Annotated in this window: 14 protein-coding genes; 3 read left to right on the forward strand and 11 right to left on the reverse strand. The window is 62.1% G+C overall.

Annotation, left to right across the window (positions count from 1 at the left end; all coding sequences use genetic code 11):
- Positions 1 to 56: 56 nt before the first annotated feature.
- Complete coding sequence (locus AWB67_RS14215) at positions 57 to 695, forward strand: LysE family translocator (protein ID WP_087656892.1); 639 nt, start codon at positions 57 to 59, stop codon at positions 693 to 695.
- A 7-nt stretch (positions 696 to 702) separates the two neighbouring features.
- Here the strand turns inward: AWB67_RS14215 and AWB67_RS14220 are convergent, their stop codons facing one another.
- The 6 genes from AWB67_RS14220 to AWB67_RS14245 form a co-directional block, all read right to left on the reverse strand.
- Positions 703 to 948: a helix-turn-helix transcriptional regulator gene (locus AWB67_RS14220; protein WP_087656893.1), complete on the reverse strand. Its 246-nt coding sequence runs from the start codon at positions 946 to 948 to the stop codon at positions 703 to 705.
- A 171-nt stretch (positions 949 to 1,119) separates the two neighbouring features.
- Positions 1,120 to 1,806, reverse strand: coding sequence for a TetR/AcrR family transcriptional regulator (locus tag AWB67_RS14225; protein ID WP_087656894.1), 687 nt, complete (start codon positions 1,804 to 1,806; stop codon positions 1,120 to 1,122).
- Positions 1,807 to 1,812: 6 nt separating this feature from the next.
- Positions 1,813 to 3,252 carry an efflux transporter outer membrane subunit gene (locus AWB67_RS14230; protein ID WP_087656895.1) on the reverse strand — a complete coding sequence of 480 codons (1,440 nt, stop codon included), beginning with the start codon at positions 3,250 to 3,252 and terminating at the stop codon, positions 1,813 to 1,815.
- 10 nt (positions 3,253 to 3,262) lie between these two features.
- A complete protein-coding gene (locus AWB67_RS14235) occupies positions 3,263 to 4,408 on the reverse strand; it encodes an ABC transporter permease (RefSeq protein WP_087656896.1) in 1,146 nt (381 codons plus the stop codon).
- Entirely contained in the window at positions 4,405 to 5,346 is a 942-nt protein-coding gene (locus AWB67_RS14240) for an ABC transporter ATP-binding protein (protein ID WP_087656897.1), read from the reverse strand. The genes AWB67_RS14235 and AWB67_RS14240 overlap by 4 nt, the downstream gene beginning before the upstream one ends.
- Entirely contained in the window at positions 5,343 to 6,251 is a 909-nt protein-coding gene (locus tag AWB67_RS14245) for an HlyD family secretion protein (protein ID WP_235025158.1), read from the reverse strand. The genes AWB67_RS14240 and AWB67_RS14245 overlap by 4 nt, the downstream gene beginning before the upstream one ends.
- A 485-nt stretch (positions 6,252 to 6,736) precedes the next feature.
- On the opposite strand from AWB67_RS14245, the gene AWB67_RS14250 reads away from it, so the two are divergent.
- Together AWB67_RS14250 and AWB67_RS14255 are read left to right on the forward strand one after the other, a co-directional pair.
- Complete coding sequence (locus AWB67_RS14250; RefSeq protein ID WP_087656899.1) at positions 6,737 to 9,385, forward strand: PAS domain-containing hybrid sensor histidine kinase/response regulator; 2,649 nt, start codon at positions 6,737 to 6,739, stop codon at positions 9,383 to 9,385.
- A 199-nt stretch (positions 9,386 to 9,584) separates the two neighbouring features.
- A complete protein-coding gene (locus AWB67_RS14255) occupies positions 9,585 to 10,976 on the forward strand; it encodes a sigma-54 dependent transcriptional regulator (protein WP_087656900.1) in 1,392 nt (463 codons plus the stop codon).
- A gap of 13 nt (positions 10,977 to 10,989) precedes the next feature.
- Here AWB67_RS14255 and AWB67_RS14260 read toward each other — a convergent pair whose 3' ends face one another.
- Genes AWB67_RS14260 through AWB67_RS14280 form a run of 5 tightly spaced genes read right to left on the reverse strand, consistent with a single transcriptional unit; the run spans position 10,990 to position 17,039 of the window.
- Entirely contained in the window at positions 10,990 to 13,443 is a 2,454-nt protein-coding gene (locus AWB67_RS14260; protein ID WP_087656974.1) for a glycosyl hydrolase 2 galactose-binding domain-containing protein, read from the reverse strand.
- Positions 13,444 to 13,448: 5 nt separating this feature from the next.
- The gene (locus tag AWB67_RS14265) at positions 13,449 to 14,489 is read right to left on the reverse strand and encodes a DUF1839 family protein (RefSeq protein WP_087656901.1); all 1,041 of its coding nucleotides are present in this window, start codon (positions 14,487 to 14,489) and stop codon (positions 13,449 to 13,451) included.
- On the reverse strand, positions 14,486 to 15,529 hold the full coding sequence (locus AWB67_RS14270; protein WP_087656902.1) for an amino acid--[acyl-carrier-protein] ligase: 1,044 nt from the start codon (positions 15,527 to 15,529) through the stop codon (positions 14,486 to 14,488). Before AWB67_RS14270 ends, AWB67_RS14265 begins: the two co-directional genes overlap by 4 nt.
- A gap of 2 nt (positions 15,530 to 15,531) precedes the next feature.
- Entirely contained in the window at positions 15,532 to 16,791 is a 1,260-nt protein-coding gene (locus tag AWB67_RS14275; protein WP_087656903.1) for an acyl-CoA dehydrogenase family protein, read from the reverse strand.
- On the reverse strand, positions 16,788 to 17,039 hold the full coding sequence (locus AWB67_RS14280) for an acyl carrier protein (RefSeq protein ID WP_087656904.1): 252 nt from the start codon (positions 17,037 to 17,039) through the stop codon (positions 16,788 to 16,790). Before AWB67_RS14280 ends, AWB67_RS14275 begins: the two co-directional genes overlap by 4 nt.
- Between the last annotated feature and the right edge of the window lie 209 nt (positions 17,040 to 17,248).

The raw sequence follows: 17,248 nt of genomic DNA on the forward strand, positions 1-17,248 counted from the left end.
GTCAGGCACTAACGTTCGTGAGATCATGCTGATTCTCTCTGCATCGGAGAAACTCGATGACCCCATCCTCCGCCGTATTCGCCATTCTCGTTGCGCTGCTGCTTGGCGCCATGATCCCCGGTCCGAGTTTCGTACTCGTTGCGCGCAATTCGATCGGCCTGTCGCGCGGAGATGGCCTCGCCACGGCGCTTGGCATGGGAGTCGGAGGCATCTTTTTCGGCAGCATCGCGCTCGCCGGGCTCTATACGCTGCTGCTCGCTGTCGAGTGGCTGTACATCGGCCTGAAGATCGCGGGTGGCGTTTATCTCCTCTACATTGCGTGGAATATCTGGCGAGGCGCATCGCAGGCGATGACCGTCGATGACGAAGCCGCGAACCATCCGCGCAAAGCAAGCAAATCGTTTTGGGTGGGCCTCACGACGCAACTGAGCAACCCCAAGACTGCGATCTGGTACGGAAGCATCTTCGCCGCGTTGCTGCCGCAGCATCCGCCGCTCTGGTGCTATTTCGTGCTGCCGCCGCTAGTCTTCGCCGTAGAAGCGGGGTGGTACACGATCGTTGCGCTGTGCTTTTCGAGCCGTCGCCCGCGTGAGATTTATCTGCACGCGCGCAAATGGATCGACCGGATCGCCGCTGCTGCGATCGCCGCACTCGGGTTGAGGCTCATTCTGACCGCCGGCAAGACGGGTATCTGAGCGACCGCTATCTCCGTTTCGAGCGCGCGTTCGCAAGCCGGAACGCGCGCGGTGTCGAGCCGACGTATCGATGGAATACTTCGGTGAAATGCTGCTGCGTCTGAAAGCCCGCGCGCGCCGCGACGTCAATGAGCGGAAGCGTTCCTTCGCTCAGCATCGACTGGGCGAACTTCAGCCGTTCAGTGGTCAGACAGAAATGCGGCGGTTGCCCGGTTGCGTTCTTGAACGCACGCGAGAAATGCGACTGGCTCATGTGCACGAGTGCCGCCAGTTGCTCGACCTGAATGCTCTCGGGACGGCCTGCTTCACTGTGAAGGCATCGCGTGAATTCGGCGTTCTTCGCGAAGTGTGTGTGTTCGCAAGGATCGCCTAATGGACATCGTGCGACGCGTGCCGCTCACGCGTCGTACTTAAAAAAACCTGTTCACCCGCGCGGCGCAACAGGCGAGTGCTGTCCGAACTTTTTGCGCGCAGCGGGCGTGAACACGCCGATGAAGAACAGATCCAGCGCCTTCTCCAGCGCCTCGCGTGGCGTAAGGCCGGTTCGCGCGAGCATCGAAGGATCGTGCACGCCGCGCGCGACCTGTAGCCAGTATTCCGCGAGAAAGGTCACGTCGATGTCGCCGCGGATCATGCCCTGCTCGATGCCGAGACTCAGCACGCGAGAAAACACCGTGGGAATGTTGCGTTCCTTGATCGCCTGGATTTCGCCGTGGAGTCGCGGCGCGAAGCGGTCGAGGTCCTGCAGGAACGCTGGCGACATCGCGCCCACGTGATCGGCGACTACGCGCAGCAAGCGCTCCAGCTTCTCGGGAAAGCGCCCCGATCCATCGAGTATGTCCGTCACCTGACGTCGAATGGAGATGCCTGTCGCCGCGAAAATCGCGGAGACCATCGCGTCCTTCGACGGGAAATGCACATAGAGCGTCTTCTTGCTCATGCCGAGCGCAAGTGCGAGACGGTCCATCGTGAGGCCGCTGTAGTGCTCGCGCAGCAGGATCTCGCGCGCGGCGGCGAGGATCGCGCCAGACGGCCCTTCGTCGAAGTCGACAGGCGGCAGAGGTGACGGCGAGGTTGTGATTTTTCGATCCTTTGAGTTCTTTTGGGGCACGTCAGCTTAGCGTTGTGCTGTCTCCCAGCCGCCGCCCAGCGATTGAAAGAGCGCAGCGGTATCGGTGAAACGGTCGGCTTGCGCGCGCGTTCGGTCGAGCGACGTCTGCAACGCCTGGCGCTGCGAATCGAGCAAGCCAAACTGGCTCACGCCGCCCGCCGCATACTGTGCATGAGCGATATCGACGCTCGCTTGCGCTTCGCGTGCGGCGTCCTCGCGCGCCTGCAGTTCGCGGGCGTCGTTCTGCAGGGCGGTCAGCGTATCCGCGACTTGTTGCAGCGCTTGCAGCACGGTTTGCTGATAGCCGCCGAGCGCCGCATCGTAGGCCGCTTGCGCCGAGCGTTTCTTCGCGCGCAATTCGCCGCCATGAAAGATCGGCTGCGCAAGGTTCAGGCCGATGTTCCAGATGTTCAACCCGTTCACCACGTCCTGTATGTTCGTGCGCTCCGATCCGATCCCCGCCGACAGCGAGAACTGCGGATAAAGATTCGCCGTCGCGACGCCGACATTCGCGCTCGCCTGATGCAACAACGCCTCCGACGCGCGGATGTCGGGACGCTCGCGCGCGAGGGTCGAGGGCAGCGTGAGCGGCACGCTATCGGGCAAGTGAAGCGACTCGAGCGTGAGCGCGTCGAAGTCCCCTTCCGATGGGGGCACGCCAAGCAGTGTCGCGAGTTGATGATCGGCGGCGGCGCGTTGCGTTGCGAGCGGCGGCAGCGATGCGCGCGTTTGTGCGAGCAGCGTCCGCTGGGTGTGAACGTCGAGACGTGACACGCCGCCCGCATTAAAGCGCGCCTCGACGATGGCAAGTTGCTGCGCTTCCTCATCGGCAAGTCGGCGCGTCAATGCGATCTGCTCTTGCAGCGACGCGCGCTTGATCGCGGTCGCTACGACGTTGCCCGCAATCGATAGCCACGCTGCCTCCAGCTCGAAGCGTTCGTAATCGACTTGCGCCATCATCGCCTCGAGCGCGCGACGGTTGCCGCCGAATATGTCGAATGTGTACGAGACGCTCACCGACGCGTTGAAGAGCGAGAACGGGCCCGGATTCGCCACATGCGGAATGCCGAATGCCGCGAGATCGACTTGTTGCCGCGAGCCGGACACCTTGGCATCGACGCTTGGATAAAGAGTAGTGCCCGCTTGCGCGTTGTAGTTCTCGCGCGCTTCGATCAGCTTCGCGCGCGCTTGCGCGAGCGTCGGGCTTTGCTGCAGCGCTTGATCGACGAGACGGTCCAGCGCATCCGACTTGAATTGTTTCCACCACATCGGTATCGCCTGATCTGCTGCGGCGAACGTCTGCGCGGTCCCGCTAGCCGTTTCGGTCGAAGCGGGCAGCGTTTCACGCGTGTAGCTTTGCGTGCCGGGCGCGGCGGGACTCTGGAAATCGGGGCCGACCGCGCAACCGCTCAACGCAACGGCGGTGAAGAAAACGAGGCGTTTCATGACATGTTTCCTAGTCGAGCGTGCGCCGATAGAACCGCAGCGCGATGCCCATGACGATGGCGGTGAAGATCGCCATCGGCCACACCGAAGGCCAGAGATCCGCCCAGCCATTGCCCTTGAGCATGATGCCGCGAATCAGCCGGTTGAAGTACGTGAGCGGCAGCAGATTGCCGATGAACTGCGCCCAGCGCGGCATGCCAGCGAAAGGGAACATGAAGCCCGAGAGCAGGATGTTCGGCAGAAAATAGAAGACGGTGAGTTGCATCGCCTGCAACTGATTTTGCGCGAGCGAAGAAAGCGTGATTCCGACCGTGAGATTTGCCGCGATGAACATCAATGCCGCGAGGTAGATCGCAAAGGGGCTGCCGACGAACGGAACATGAAAGACGAAGTACGTCGCGAGCAGAATGATCGACGCTTGTATGAGTCCGATGACCACGTAAGGCACGATCTTGCCGGTCATCACTTCGATGGGAAGAACGGGTGTTGCGAGGAGGTTCTCCATCGTGCCGCGCTCGCGTTCGCGCGTGACGGCGAGGCCCGTCATCATGACGAGCGTCATCGTGAGGATCGTACCCATCAGGCCCGGCACGACGTTGTATTGAGTGATGCCCTCGGGGTTGTAGAGGTTGTGGACCTGCACGCCGAACGCGGCCGGGCCGCCGTTCAGATGCGCGAGCGCCCCGGTGATGTCCTTGTCGGCCACCGGCTGCACGAGGCTCTGCAGCGCGGCGATCGCGGTGTTGGTCGCGGTGGGGTCGGTGGCGTCGGCTTCGACGAGCAGCGACGGGCGTTCTCCGCGCAGCAGCCGTTTCGAGAAATCGACGGGGACGTTTAGAACGAATTGCACGCGCCCCTGTGCAAGTGCGCGGCGGCCGGCTTCCTCGTTCGGCAGCGTCTCGACGAAATCGAAGTACGCCGAGTTCTTCATCGCCGCGACGAAGCTGCGCGAGAACGCGCTGTTGTCGCCGACGATCACCGCGGTAGGGAGATGCTTCGGGTCCGTGTTGATCGCGAAGCCGAAGAGCGCGAGCTGCACGATCGGCAAGCCAACGATCATGCCGAACGTCACGCGATCGCGCCGCAGTTGCAGGAACTCCTTGAGCACGATGCTCCACCAGCGCGTGATTGAGAAGCTATTGCGCAAGCTCGTCATGACGGCGCTCCGAAGTTATCCTTCGAGTGGCTCATCAGATAGATGAAGACGTCTTCGAGTCCCGTGCCGATGCGCTCGATTCGTAGCGGTGTGTTCTCCGTCGCCTGTTTGATGGAACGCTCGAGCGCAGCGTGATCGCGGCCGCTGGCATGCAAAGCTGAGCCGAAGACGACCGTTTGATCGATTCCCGGCATCTTGCGTAATTGCTCGGAAAGCTGGGTGAGTTGTTCGCCGTGAATGGCCCACGTCTGAAGGTCCTGCGACTCGATCACTTCGTTCGCGGTGCCCTTCGCGAGCAGTTTCCCGTACGCGATGTACGCGAGCTTGTGGCAGCGCTCCGCTTCATCCATGTAATGCGTGCTGACGAGCACGGAAATGCCGCGCGCCGCTAGCCGATGCAGCTCTTCCCAGAAGTCGCGTCGCGCGGTGGGATCGACGCCTGCGGTCGGTTCATCGAGCAGCAGCAACTGCGGTTCATGAAGCATGCACGCGGCCAATGCGAGCCGTTGCTTCCAGCCGCCGGAAAGCGATCCCGTAAGCTGATTCGCGCGGCTTTGCAGCCCGAGGCCTTCGAGCGAGCGCTCCACTGCTTCGCGCCGATTGCGCATCTGGTAGATACGCGCGACGAAGTCGAGGTTCTCGCGGATCGTCAGGTCTTCCCAGTACGAAAAGCGCTGCGTCATGTAGCCGACATTGCGCTTGATCTGCGCGCTCTCGGTGCGAATGTCGTAGCCGAGACAGGTGCCCGTGCCCGAATCGGGCGTGAGGAGGCCGCACATGAGGCGGATCGAAGTCGTCTTGCCGCTGCCGTTCGGCCCGAGAAAGCCGAAGATCTCGCCGCGTGCGACCTGCAAGGACACGTCGTTGACGACATGCTTGTCGCCGAAGCGTTTGTTGAGGTTCTGCACGTCGATCACATTGTCGGGGGACTGGCTCATTGCAATGTCACCGTGACGGGTTGTCCCGGATGCAGTTGCACGGCATCCACAACTGACGGATGCGCCTCGATCATGAACACAAGCTTGGTGCGGCTCTCGTTGCTATAGATGACGGGTGGTGTGTATTCGGCTTTGCTCGATATGTAGGTGATTTTCGCGGGCACGTCGGCCGCGCAGCCGTCGCAATGCACCGTCAGCGAGCGACCTGGCGCAAGTGCTCCGACGACGGCTTCCGATACGAAGAGCCGCACCTTGATGTTCTGCGGTGGCAGCAACTGAACGACGGGGTTGCCCGCCTGCACCCATTCGCCGGCGCGGTACAGCGTGTCGTACACGAGCCCTTCCGATGGCGCCGTGACGCGCTTCTGATCGAGCTTCCATTGCGCCTGAACAACTGCTGCCTGTGCCGCTGCAACCTGCGCGGTCTGCGCCGTGATCTGCTGCGAACGGCCGGGCAGGCGCGCCACCTGCACCTGGCTCGTAAGCTCGCGAACTTGCGCGGCGGTCGCGTCGGCGTTGGCGCGTGAATCGTCGAGTTGCGACTTTGGGATGCCGCCCACGGCGAATTGCGCTTCGTCACGCGTGAGTTGCAGCGCCGCCTTGCGCGCATTCGCTTGTGCTTGCGCCAATTGAGCGCGATCGACATCGATCTCGGGCGGTCGCTTGCCTGTCTGGATATCGGCCAGTTGAGCCCGCGCTGCGGCGAGTTGCTGCTGCGCTTGCTGAAGTGCAGCGTATTCGTCTGTTGATTCGAGTGCGAAGAGCGGCGCGCCGGACCTGATCGTCTGACCGCGTGTCACCGGCAACTCCGCGAGATGTCCCGATTGCGACGATGCCAGGTAGACGAACTCGCCTTCAACGTAGCCCTGATAGGCGTTGTGATCCTGCCGCGAACATGCCGACATCAAAACGCCAAGCGACATTAAAGCGAGCGATACGTAAAACGCGCGATTAACGGCGCGCCTCTGACAAGCAGCGTAAAGCGGTGACATCGTCTCGGTCCGGGTTGAATGCAGTTATTCAAAGTGCGCTTAATAGACGTTTCTGAAAGAGCGTCGCCGCAGGCGCGTGCTTTGACGACGCATGCGTTTAGCGAACGTGCGTGCTCTGTTTCGAAGCGAATTGACAGGCGTGGCGGGTTAAATGAAAAAAGGCCGCTCGCCAGGAAGCGATGGAAACTATTATCGTCACAATAGTTTCCATGGTCAATCTCAAACTTGAGTGTCCGCGCGGGTGGAGTGGATATCAAAGTCAAGAGACATCGGGCGTAGAAGCGTAGTACCCCGCGCAATCGCTACTGTGCCGGGGCTGACGTTGAGCGTATCGTATGCACTAAAGGAAAAAAGGCCCGAGTGGTAGCCGCTTCAATTCAATCAGCGAGCTTTAAAAAATGGCTGAGGATACCCGGTCAGAAAGTGGACGTTCCGAGACTGGCGGAGACGACCCCGCCCCCGCCCGCTTTCTGCCGTCGTTCGTGTGGCGCGCGTCGCGTGATGGAGTCATCCGCTACGCTAATCCGTGGGCTTGCCAGTACTTGGGCGTGTCGTCGGAAAAGCTCGTCGGGCAGCACTGGAGTGTCTTCGTCAATCGCGAGGACATCGATTCCGTGCTCGAAGCAGTGCGTCAAATGAGCGGAAATGCGCTCTTGCGTAACGTCGACGTAAGGCTGCGCCGCGTCGATGGCGCCTTTCGCTGGCACACGCTTCACCTTCAGGCGACGCGCGACGAAGAGGGCAACATCGCGGACACCGTCGGCGTAGCGACCGACATCCACGAATGCAAGCACGCCTGGGAACTGTACGAAGCGAGCGAGCGGCGTCTCCAGGCCGCGTTTCAGGGCGCTTGCATGGGCGCCTGGGAATGGGACATGAAAACCCGCGTGGTGCGCATGACCGCGCAACTCGCGAAGATCTACGCGTTCGCCGAAGGCACCGAAGCGGTGACGCTATCCGACCTGACGGACCGCGTTGCGCCCGCGTATCGCGCGCTGTATCAGCGCAAGCTCGACGAATGTCTGCGATATCCCGAAACGTTCGAACTCGACTTTCTCCTCGACGAGCAGGTCGTGCCGCATCGCTGGCTGCGCATGCGCGGACATCCCGAATACGATCGCGACGGCCTCCTTGCGCGCGTGTACGGCGTGACGTTCGACATCAGCCAGCATCGACAGCATGAGGAACGCTTGAGCCTGAGCGAGCGGCGTTATCGCGCGCTCGTCGAATCGACAGGGGCGATGGTCTGGTCGGCGGGTCCGGATGGCCGCATTCTGCCGGCGGGTGGATCGTGGAGCGAGTTCGCTACCGATTCTTCGCGCATGGCCGGCTGGGGATGGCTCGAACTCGTGCATCCCGAGGATCGCGAGATCACGCGCCGTGCGTGGCACGATGCCATTCACCAAAAGACGGCGCAGTCGCTCACGTTTCGCATGCGCAGAAACGACGGCGTTTATCGCGTGATGCAGGCGCATGCGGCGCCGCTGTCGGATGAGCACGGCAATCTGCAGGAATGGTTCGGCACGACGACCGACGTCACCGTGCAGCACGAAGCCAAGGCCGCCATCGAAGCGCGCAGTCTCAGGCTGACCGTGGCGATGCAGGCGGCGAAGATCCGCATCGTGACGCTGGAGCTGTCGGACTGGACGCTCTCCATCGAAGACGGCGGATACCGGCAGTTCAGCGAGCACTTGCCCTACGACATGGCTCTCGCGCGCGTGCATCCCGACGATCGCGCGGCGCTCGATCGCACGCTCAGGCGTCTTGCGAACGAAGAAGACCGCAGCGCGAACTTCGAATTCCGCGTCGAGAATCCCGATCGCGAGCAATGGATCGAAGGCAGCGCGCTCTTGCAGCGCAGCGTGGCGGGCAAGGCGGTGCGCATCATCGGCTCCATCATCGATATCACCGAGCGCAAGCGGCTCGAACTCATGCTGCGCGAATCGAGCCGTCGCAAAGATGAGTTCCTCGCGATGCTTGCGCACGAGTTGCGCAATCCTCTCGCGCCGCTAAGAACTGCCATCGCGCTGATGCAAAAGGATGAGCCGCGCAAAGAGCGTGAGCAGGATCTCATCGGGTTGATGCAGCGGCAAGTCGAGCACATGACGCATATCGTCGACGACTTGCTCGAAGTCTCGCGCATCACGCAAGGGCGCATCGCGCTCAAGCGTGAGCCGATCCTCGTATGCACGGCGGTCTACCACGCGGTAGAAGCGGTAGCCGGCATGGCGCAGGCGCGCGCGCAGCGCATGAACGTGCAGGCCGATGCAACGAGCTGGATTTGCGGCGACGGTACGCGCGTCTCGCAGATTCTCGTGAACATCCTGAATAATGCGAGCAAGTACACGCCGGAAGGCGGCAGTATCAGCGTCACGGCACAGGCGGACGATGCGTGGGTATCGATCGTGATCGAAGACACCGGCTCGGGCATTTCTTCCGATTTGCTGCCCAAGATTTTCGATCTCTTCTCGCAAGGCGAGCGTACGCTGGATCGCTCCGAGGGCGGTCTCGGCATCGGGCTATCGCTCGTGAAGAAACTCGTGGAGATGCACGATGGACGGATCGCGGTGCAAAGTCCTGGTCCGGGGCTCGGTACGACCGTGACCGTCGATCTGCCGCGACTGCATCATCACGAGCCTCATTCGGGTGCGGCGCTGTCCGCACTCGATGCCCCGAGCGAAGGCGCGGTGCGGCGCATCCTGATCGTGGACGACAACCGCGACGCTGCCGATTCGCTCGCGATGCTTTGCGAGACGGAGAATCACATCACGCGCGTTGCCTACTCATCGATGGAAGCGCTCGATGCCGCAAAGGATTTTCGCCCCGATGTCGCTTTGCTCGATATCGGCCTTCCGGAAATGGACGGCTATGAACTCGCGCGGCGGCTGCGTCAAAAAGGCGGTACGGCGCCATTGCTGATTGCAATCACGGGCTATGGGCAGGCGGAAGATCGTATTCGCGCACAAGAGGCAGGATTCGACCTGCATTTTGTAAAACCGGTAAATGTCGAGAGTTTGCTTAAGGCACTTTCGGTGCGCGCGGCATGAAACAAACACTATTACCGATGACGGGTATTTATTTCCTGCATTTGTAACAGTCTTGTTGCAATTAATCCCTCAAAAACCTTTATCGGTAAGCGCGATTGATCTAAACATTTCACTTCTGTCAAACGTTTGCGCCGGATATCGCACATTGGTCCCTACGGGCATACTGTCTTCTCATAATAAAAGAGCATGAGAGATCGCTATGACCGGGGAAGCAAGGAATGTGTATTACGTAGGGTCCGCTATGGACGACGATTTGCACGAACGATTGACGGCGCGCAATTGGACCGTCGAATTAATCGATCCGGGTAAACGCGCGCCCGCTAGTCGACGCTTCGACCAAGCCTCCGCCGGCATTCTCGATTTCTCGCATTGCCAGTTTCCCCGCGATTTACCCGTGCTTCATGCTTTGCTTTCCGTTTCGACGATCGGCTGGATCGCTATTGGTCATTCGGAACAAATTACCCAGCCGGCCGCGCTGCGACTAATCCGCGATTATTGCTTCGATTACCTCACGCTGCCGATGGCGAGCGATCGCATCGTCGATTCAATTGGCCACGCGTATGGCATGGTCGCTCTGCACGACGCGGCATCGAACGATGCGCGAGTCGAGAGCCTGGGTGAGGGCGGCATGATCGGCTCGTGCGACGCGATGCTCGCGCTCTTCCGCTCGATCCGCAAGGTCGCGATGACCGATGCGCCCGTCTTCATCTCCGGCGAGTCGGGCACCGGCAAGGAATTGACCGCTGCCGCGATTCACGAGCGGTCGGTGCGACGCGCCGAACCGTTCGTCGCGATCAATTGCGGCGCTATCCCAGCGCATCTCTTGCAATCGGAATTGTTTGGCTATGAGCGCGGCGCGTTCACTGGCGCGAACCAGCGCAAGATCGGCCGCGTGGAAGCGGCTAACGGCGGAACGCTCTTCCTCGATGAAATCGGCGACTTGCCGATCGAAAGCCAGGCGAGCCTGCTGCGCTTCCTGCAGGAACGCAAGGTCGAACGGCTTGGCGGCCACGGCTCGACGCCGGTGGACGTGCGCATCATTTCCGCGACGCACGTCGATATGCCGACGGCGATGATCGAAGGGCGCTTCCGTGCTGACTTGTATCACCGTCTGTGTGTGCTGCAAATCGACGAGCCGCCGCTGCGCGCGCGCGGCAAGGACATCGAACTGCTTGCGAAGCACATGCTCGATCGCTTCAGGAAGGACGCGAGCCGTCGGTTGCGCGGTTTCTCGCCGTGCGCGATTGCCGCGATTCACAACTACGGATGGCCCGGCAACGTGCGCGAGCTGATCAACCGCGTGCGGCGCGCGATCGTGATGTCGGAAGGGCGGCAGATTACTTCGCGCGATCTTGAACTCGGCGAATACGTTGAAGTCGCGCCGGTGTCGCTTGCGCAGGCGCGCGAAACGGCGGAGCGGCAAGCGATCGAACTGGCGTTGCTGCGCCATCGCGGACGCCTGGGCGACGCAGCGCACGAACTCGGCATTTCGCGCGTGACGCTGTATCGCCTGCTCACTTCGCATGGGCTGCGTACGGCTTCGATCGACGTCACGGAGCCGCGCGCGCAAGCTGCGCGTCCGGCTGCGTGACGGGTCCTGCCCTTCAGTAACTGACCGCGCCTGAAGAATTCAAGGCGCGCACGTCACCTCCCGGCGGCGATGAAACCGACGCATTGCGCGCGATAAGCGGAATGCGTCGCGTGCTGCCCGGACGCAGATGAAACCAGTCCACGCCCGCGTGATAGTTCGGATCGACCACGTGCACCCAGCGCGCGAGACGCGTCGATCCGACGACCAGATCCCAGCCCGCATCGCTCTTTTCCATTGCAACGCTCAAGCCCACGTCGTGCCGCTGTTCCATCGACATGTCGGGGAAGTGGAACGCTTCGGAGATCACGTCGCAGCTCGCGCTGTCGGTTAGCGTGACGAGTGTTGCATCGTGCGCGCGCGGGCCAAAACGATACGCGTAAGTGAAGTCGAAGAACTGCCCGAGCAGCGCGCCTGCCGAAATCCGTTCGACGCTGCGCGCCTTCAGCACAAAATCACGCGATGCGCTTGCCACCTTCGTGACGCCATCGCGCAGGCATGCAAGCTCGATGCGTGCGTGCACATCGTGCGCAGTTTCGTTGATCAGATGCAGGTCGAGTCCGTCGAGGCCTTCATCGGTAACGAGTATCTGTACCGGCTGCAACACGCTTGCGAGACCATGCAGCGCGCTCTTTGGGACACCGAGCGCATCGATGATGCCCCAGCCCGCACCCGCTCGCACATCCTGCAATTGCCACACGATGCCGCCCGCGCAAAGCGACCCCGCGCGGCGCCATTCGGAAAAGACCGCGGCCATTACATCGGCGACGATCGCGCGCGACAACTCCAGATAACGGTCATGATCTTCGTAACGCAGCCGCGCGGTATCGACGCGATACAACGTGCGCATGTAGTGCTCGCGCACGTCGTCGAAGTCCCAGGACGCGCCGGGATCGCGCGGGACGGCTTGCTTCCAGCCCGGTTCGTGAATCAGCGCGGCGCGGGGCAGTGTGTGCAACGCGACGTCGTCAGGGACGTTTGCGAAGCCGAGACACTCCGAGGCGAAACGCACCTGCGCACGGCGTGCGTCGTCGAGCGGCCGTTGATACGCACCGACGCCGTAGTAATGCGTGACGCTGGAGCGAGTCGCGAAGGGCATCGACGTTTCATCGCCGGGAGCGGCGCATGGCGAGTTCTGGACGTAAGGGACATCCGGCCGCGACGCCGCGACGATCGACGGCAACAGTTCGGTAAAGAGCCGCTGTTGTCCTTGCGCGCGCGACAGGCCCAGCATCGCCGCTTGCTGGTCGGCTTCGCTGCCGCCGCACAACACCGCAAGCGATGCGAAGCGGCGCGTGCGCGACAGGAACTGCGTGGTTTCCTGCTCGACGCTTGCGCGAAACGCGGGATCGTCGGGATAGTCGAAGTTGGCGAACGCAAAGTCCTGCCACACGAGCATGCCGTATTCGTCGGCGAGTGCGTAGAACGCATCGGATTCGTAGAGCATCGTTCCGCCCACGCGGATGATGTTCATGCCCGCCGCGCGAAGCGATCTGAATGCAGGTTCGAGCTTGTCGCGCGATGCATTCAGCGAGACGAGATCCGCCGACGTCCAGCACGCGCCTCGCGCGAACACCGGCACACCGTTCACGATGAGCTGAAAGCCGTCGTTCGATGCGCCGCGATCGGCTTCGATCGTCCTGAAGCCGACGTCGCCCAGTGCGATCGTGCCCAACGATTGCGAGTGGAGCTTGACCGCGTGAAGCGCTGGCTCGCCATGCGTATGCGGCCACCAAAGCGGCGCATTAGAAACGCGCACGCTGCCGGTGAGGGTGTGTGCATCGATCCATTGAAGGCCAGCCGATGCCTTCGCGCAATCCAGCCGCACCGCATGCCTATTCTGCGTGTGAAAGAACCGCACAGTGACATCGACGATGCCATCCGCGCCTTCGACACGCGTGCGCATATCTACACGATCGATCGACGCTGGCGCATCGCCGATCAGTTCCACCGCGCGCCACGGGCCCGCTGCCTGAATCGACGGACACCAGCCGGGCATGTGACCGAGCAACGTCGATCGCACGTTGCGCAACGTCGCGGGCTGCGCGAGCCGTGGACGCCAGCGCGCCCGTCCGCGCCTTGCTGCGAGCGCGGGTGTCAAGGACCGGAAGCACAGACAAAGCGTAGCGTGACCGTCGACTTCGATATCGATGTCGTGCGCGACGAACATTGAATCGGAGTCGAGCAGCTTGCGGTCGTCGAGCCACGCTTCGCAGATCGTCGCAAGTCCTTGCAGACGCAGCTTGCGTGCACCGTTCGCTTCGAATCGCATGCGATACCAGTGATCACTGAACGCGAACGCCGGTGCGTTGCTCTCATCGAGCTTGCCTGCGGCGCGAAGCGCGGACGCCACCGTGCCAGGCACTGGCGCATCGATCCAGCCGCTGGCGGAATCGAGTTCTGCCGGCGTCGCGAACGCGCCGGATGGCGTGCTGACGCACTGCCATCCGGAAGACAACTGGCGTGCCATGATGTTCACGAGAAGAACGCGGCAAGCGGCGTCATCACGCGTTCATACGACACTTCGAGTCCGTCGAGGCAGTCGTCACAGAAGTCGGGACGACCTCGCACGCGGGCTCGCGCCAGTCGGAACTGCATCACCATCGATTCCCGCGCGATATGCTGCGCGTCCTTGGCAACACTCTCGGGCACGTCATAGCCGTGTTCGCGCAGCCACAACACATACTTCGAGAGCATTTCGAAGTTCGCGCCCAACTGACGCATCACGTTGAACGAATACTGATGAAAGTAATCGATGTCGCGATTGAGCACCGCGTGAACATGCTCGGCGAAAGCCGCGCGCCATTCGGTGATCGGATTATTCGTCGGACGCCGTGAAAGGTGCGTGGCAAGCGTGCTCGCCGATGCCTGTACGAGCTCGGTGCCCGACAACGCAGGCCGATTGCGCTTGGCGAACTCCACGTACGGAAAGAGCAGGTTCGCATTGCCCGCCAGTTCCGGCGCGAGCGAGAACACGCCGTCGTAATCGTCGCCGCCGAGCGTGTAATAGCCCGCGTTGTGGAAGTACTCAAGCTGCCGCGCGCTGGTATCGACACGCTTGATGCCGATGGTGGTCTTCGAATGCGACTGATGGTAATTCGTCGCACGCGTGTCGGGCAGATAGAACGCATCGACCTCGACAATCACCACGTGGCCGCGACGCGTCTGCTCGAGCACGTGCCGCTCCAGCGTGTCATAGATCGCGAGCTCCTGTGCCTGCAGGCCATAAAGCCGCGCGATATCGTCCAGCGAGAACTTCGGGAACGTGAACTGGTCGCCCTCGAACGCTTGCAGCACGGTAAAGCCGAGCGCCGCGCGCGGATCGAAACCGAAGTCGTGCAACAGCTCGATCCACAGATCGACGTAGCAATTGGTTTCGAGCCACACGCGCTCGCCCTGATGCAGCGGGTGACGATCCGCTTCGCGAAGCATCTGCCTGGCGAAAGCGGTTTGCTGCGGCGCCATCGCGACGGCGCCATCCGCATTTGCGGCCACAGCGGACGGGAGCGAGCTCATGCGTTCGTGCCCGTGCGTGCCAGTGCATCGGCGATCATCGGCGCGGCATCGCCCCACAGGAACGTGCGTACCGCTTCGGGCCACTTCGTCACGTCGAGGCCGTGATGGCGGAAGAGCGCCAGCGTGGTACGCTCCATGCCGAAGCCGACGCATGCCGTGTGCGCAAGGCTATCGTCGGTTTGCTGGATGTTCCAGATTTCGCCGAAGTGTTCCATGTGATAGTTGAACGAGAGGCATGCGGTCAGCTTGTTCGGCGTCGCGACCGGCACCAGCAGTTCGAACTTGAGTTGCTGCTCGCGCTGGCTGTCGGCAACGATCTTGCCGCCGCGTCCGAAGAACGGATCGTTGGCGAGGTCGATTTCGAACGGCAGTTGCAAGAGGCGCACGAGGGCCGAGCCGCGTTCGATCCACTTCTGGCGGAACGCCATCACCTGTGCCGGGCTGCCGACGCGAATGTATTCGCGCATGCGGAACATCTGCATGCGGCCCGGATCGATGGAGGGCTCGTGGCGGAAGCAGTAAGCGAACACGTCGACGATCGCACCTTCTTCCGCGAGCTTGCCGCGCCGCGCGATCAGCGGATACACCGGATAGCAGGCGGCCGGCGTGAGCACGAGACGTGTCGGCTTTTGCTGATCCATCCATTCGTCGGAGCGTTCCTGATCGCCCACGGCGAGCGTCTTGTCGAGCGCTTCGAGCAGGCGATGATGGCCGCGGTCGTTGCCCTGGAATGCGTGGATCGTGCCGGCGAGGTCGGGGAAGCTTTTCAGGTACTCGCTGTCCTCGAAGTCGTGACGGCGCATCGCGGGCGGAAAGCGCAGCACTTCCGCGCTCTGGTCCGCGCCGAGCAGCGTGATGACCTTGTTCAGGCGATCGACCACATCTTCGAACACTTCACTGCGGCCGTAGAGACCGTTCTCTCCGGTATCGATCAGAATGCCGGCTTCGATCAGGCGATCGCGCAGCGTCGGATCGGATGCGACAGACGACGTTTGTCCTTCGGCCTGCATCAGCACGGCCGGTTCGGTAGGCATGTTCATTTTTAGTTTGTCCCCGTTACTGCAGTGCGCTGCGCGAGCAGCAGATTGGCCGTGTTCAACTCGATGCGGTCGTTGCTGATCATCAGCGGCGCCGACATGAGGTCGCGAAGATGACGCCCCACGCTGTAGTCGCTGTCGTTCTTGTAGCCTGCCATGCCGCAAATCATCAGCGCTTCCTGCACGACCTGAAACGCCGATTGCGAGATCGCGAGCTTGAGCATGTTCATGTCGGCTGCCAGCCCGATCGACGCGCCAAGCGGCATGTCGACCTGGTCGCTGCCGATCGCCTGCCGCGCGACGCGTTCCGCGTTCGCTTCGGCAACGGCGCCAAGCGCGGCCTTGAGGCGAGCCTGCATCATGCGGTGCGTCGTGACGGCTTGCGCAAGGCGCGATGCCGAGGGCGGCAGCGCGCCGGGCTTGCCGCGCGCCTGATTGCGGAAGAACTGATGCGCGCGATTCACGGCGTCGCCGGCAATGCCGATCCATACCGATGCCCACAGCGTGTGCGAAACCGGCAGCATGCTTTCGTCTGCGATCTTCGCGAATGGCGCCGGCAGAATCTGCTCGGCGATACCCTGCGCGGTCAGGCGATGGCCTTCGCTGCACGTTCCGCGCATGCCGAGCGTGTCCCACGTGCCGCGCCGCTCGAGCGTGAACGTATCGCGTGGAGCTACGATCAGTACCTGATCCGACGGCGGCGCATCCGGATGACGGCGTGCCGTGACGAGGATGCAGTCCGCATGCGCGCCATACGAAATGGTCGGCGCGAGCTTCTCGATGCTGAACGCGCCGTCGACGAGATCGACTGCGCAAGCGCTCGTGCGCATGTTGCCGCCGATCGTCTCTTCCGAGGTTGCCGAGGCGAGCAGCAATTGCTCCCCGGCTATGCGTGCGAGCAGATCGTGCTGCCATGCCACGTCGGCCGCATGATCGACGATGCACGCGACCTGGCTCTGGTGCATCGCATAGATCATCGCAGTCGATGCACAGCCTTGCGCCAGCGCCTCGCAAAGACGCGCCACGGCGTCGAGCTCGAGGCCATCGCCGCCGAATGCACGCGGGATCATCGCGGACAGCAGGCGTTCGTTGCGCATCGCGTCGAACGCTTCGTGCGGGAAGCGCGCTTCGCGGTCCACCGCGCTCGCATGCGCAGCCGAAATCACGGCTACGCGACGGGCGGCGGCGAGGAGCGCGATTTCGTCACGCGCTGGCGGCTGCACGTTTGCGTCCGCGGGGTTGAAAACCTCCGTGCGGGCATTCATGCCGCGGCCTGCAGGCGGCGCAGTTCGACGATCGATGCTGCGAGCGTGTCGATGCTGGAAAACAGGCGGCGCGTGAGCATGCGGTCGGGAATCTCGATGGCGAACTCGTCTTCGATGGCGAGCATCACATGCACGGTGGCAAGCGATGAGAGTCCTGCTGCATACAGATCGTCGCTGTCGCCAAGCGAATCCACGGAGACGTCGAGACGGGCGGATTCAGAAAGGATACGGCGCAGTTGTGTTTTCATTGTTGTCATCCCCGGGGTGGCCACCGATTCATTCATTCGGCTATTTTCGATCAGAGCTTCGCATGGATTCGGCTTGCGTTCGGTGCTTGCCTGTTGCCATTCGAATCCCGCGCTGACGCTAGAGCGGCTCGTATCGAGTTGCTCATTACAAGCGTCTTACATTCGTCACCTTGCGCTCATTTAGGCGTTGAAGCGGTGTCGTTTGTGTG

This window comes from Caballeronia terrestris, from assembly GCF_001544515.1.
GTDB classification, from domain to species: Bacteria; Pseudomonadota; Gammaproteobacteria; order Burkholderiales; family Burkholderiaceae; genus Caballeronia; species Caballeronia terrestris.

Bases quoted from the DNA above. Each gene is read 5' to 3' on its own strand.
- AWB67_RS14270 (WP_087656902.1), bottom strand. From the start codon at position 15,529: ATGAACATGCCTACCGAACCGGCCGTGCTGATGCAGGCCGAAGGACAA.
- AWB67_RS14245 (WP_235025158.1), bottom strand. From the start codon at position 6,251: ATGTCGGCATGTTCGCGGCAGGATCACAACGCCTATCAGGGCTACGTT.
- AWB67_RS14235 (WP_087656896.1), bottom strand. From the start codon at position 4,408: ATGACGAGCTTGCGCAATAGCTTCTCAATCACGCGCTGGTGGAGCATC.
- AWB67_RS14265 (WP_087656901.1), bottom strand. From the start codon at position 14,489: ATGAGCTCGCTCCCGTCCGCTGTGGCCGCAAATGCGGATGGCGCCGTC.
- AWB67_RS14250 (WP_087656899.1), top strand. From the start codon at position 6,737: ATGGCTGAGGATACCCGGTCAGAAAGTGGACGTTCCGAGACTGGCGGA.
- AWB67_RS14220 (WP_087656893.1), bottom strand. From the start codon at position 948: ATGAGCCAGTCGCATTTCTCGCGTGCGTTCAAGAACGCAACCGGGCAA.
- AWB67_RS14260 (WP_087656974.1), bottom strand. From the start codon at position 13,443: ATGGCACGCCAGTTGTCTTCCGGATGGCAGTGCGTCAGCACGCCATCC.
- AWB67_RS14255 (WP_087656900.1), top strand. From the start codon at position 9,585: ATGACCGGGGAAGCAAGGAATGTGTATTACGTAGGGTCCGCTATGGAC.
- AWB67_RS14275 (WP_087656903.1), bottom strand. From the start codon at position 16,791: ATGAATGCCCGCACGGAGGTTTTCAACCCCGCGGACGCAAACGTGCAG.
- AWB67_RS14230 (WP_087656895.1), bottom strand. From the start codon at position 3,252: ATGAAACGCCTCGTTTTCTTCACCGCCGTTGCGTTGAGCGGTTGCGCG.
- AWB67_RS14240 (WP_087656897.1), bottom strand. From the start codon at position 5,346: ATGAGCCAGTCCCCCGACAATGTGATCGACGTGCAGAACCTCAACAAA.
- AWB67_RS14215 (WP_087656892.1), top strand. From the start codon at position 57: ATGACCCCATCCTCCGCCGTATTCGCCATTCTCGTTGCGCTGCTGCTT.
- AWB67_RS14280 (WP_087656904.1), bottom strand. From the start codon at position 17,039: ATGAAAACACAACTGCGCCGTATCCTTTCTGAATCCGCCCGTCTCGAC.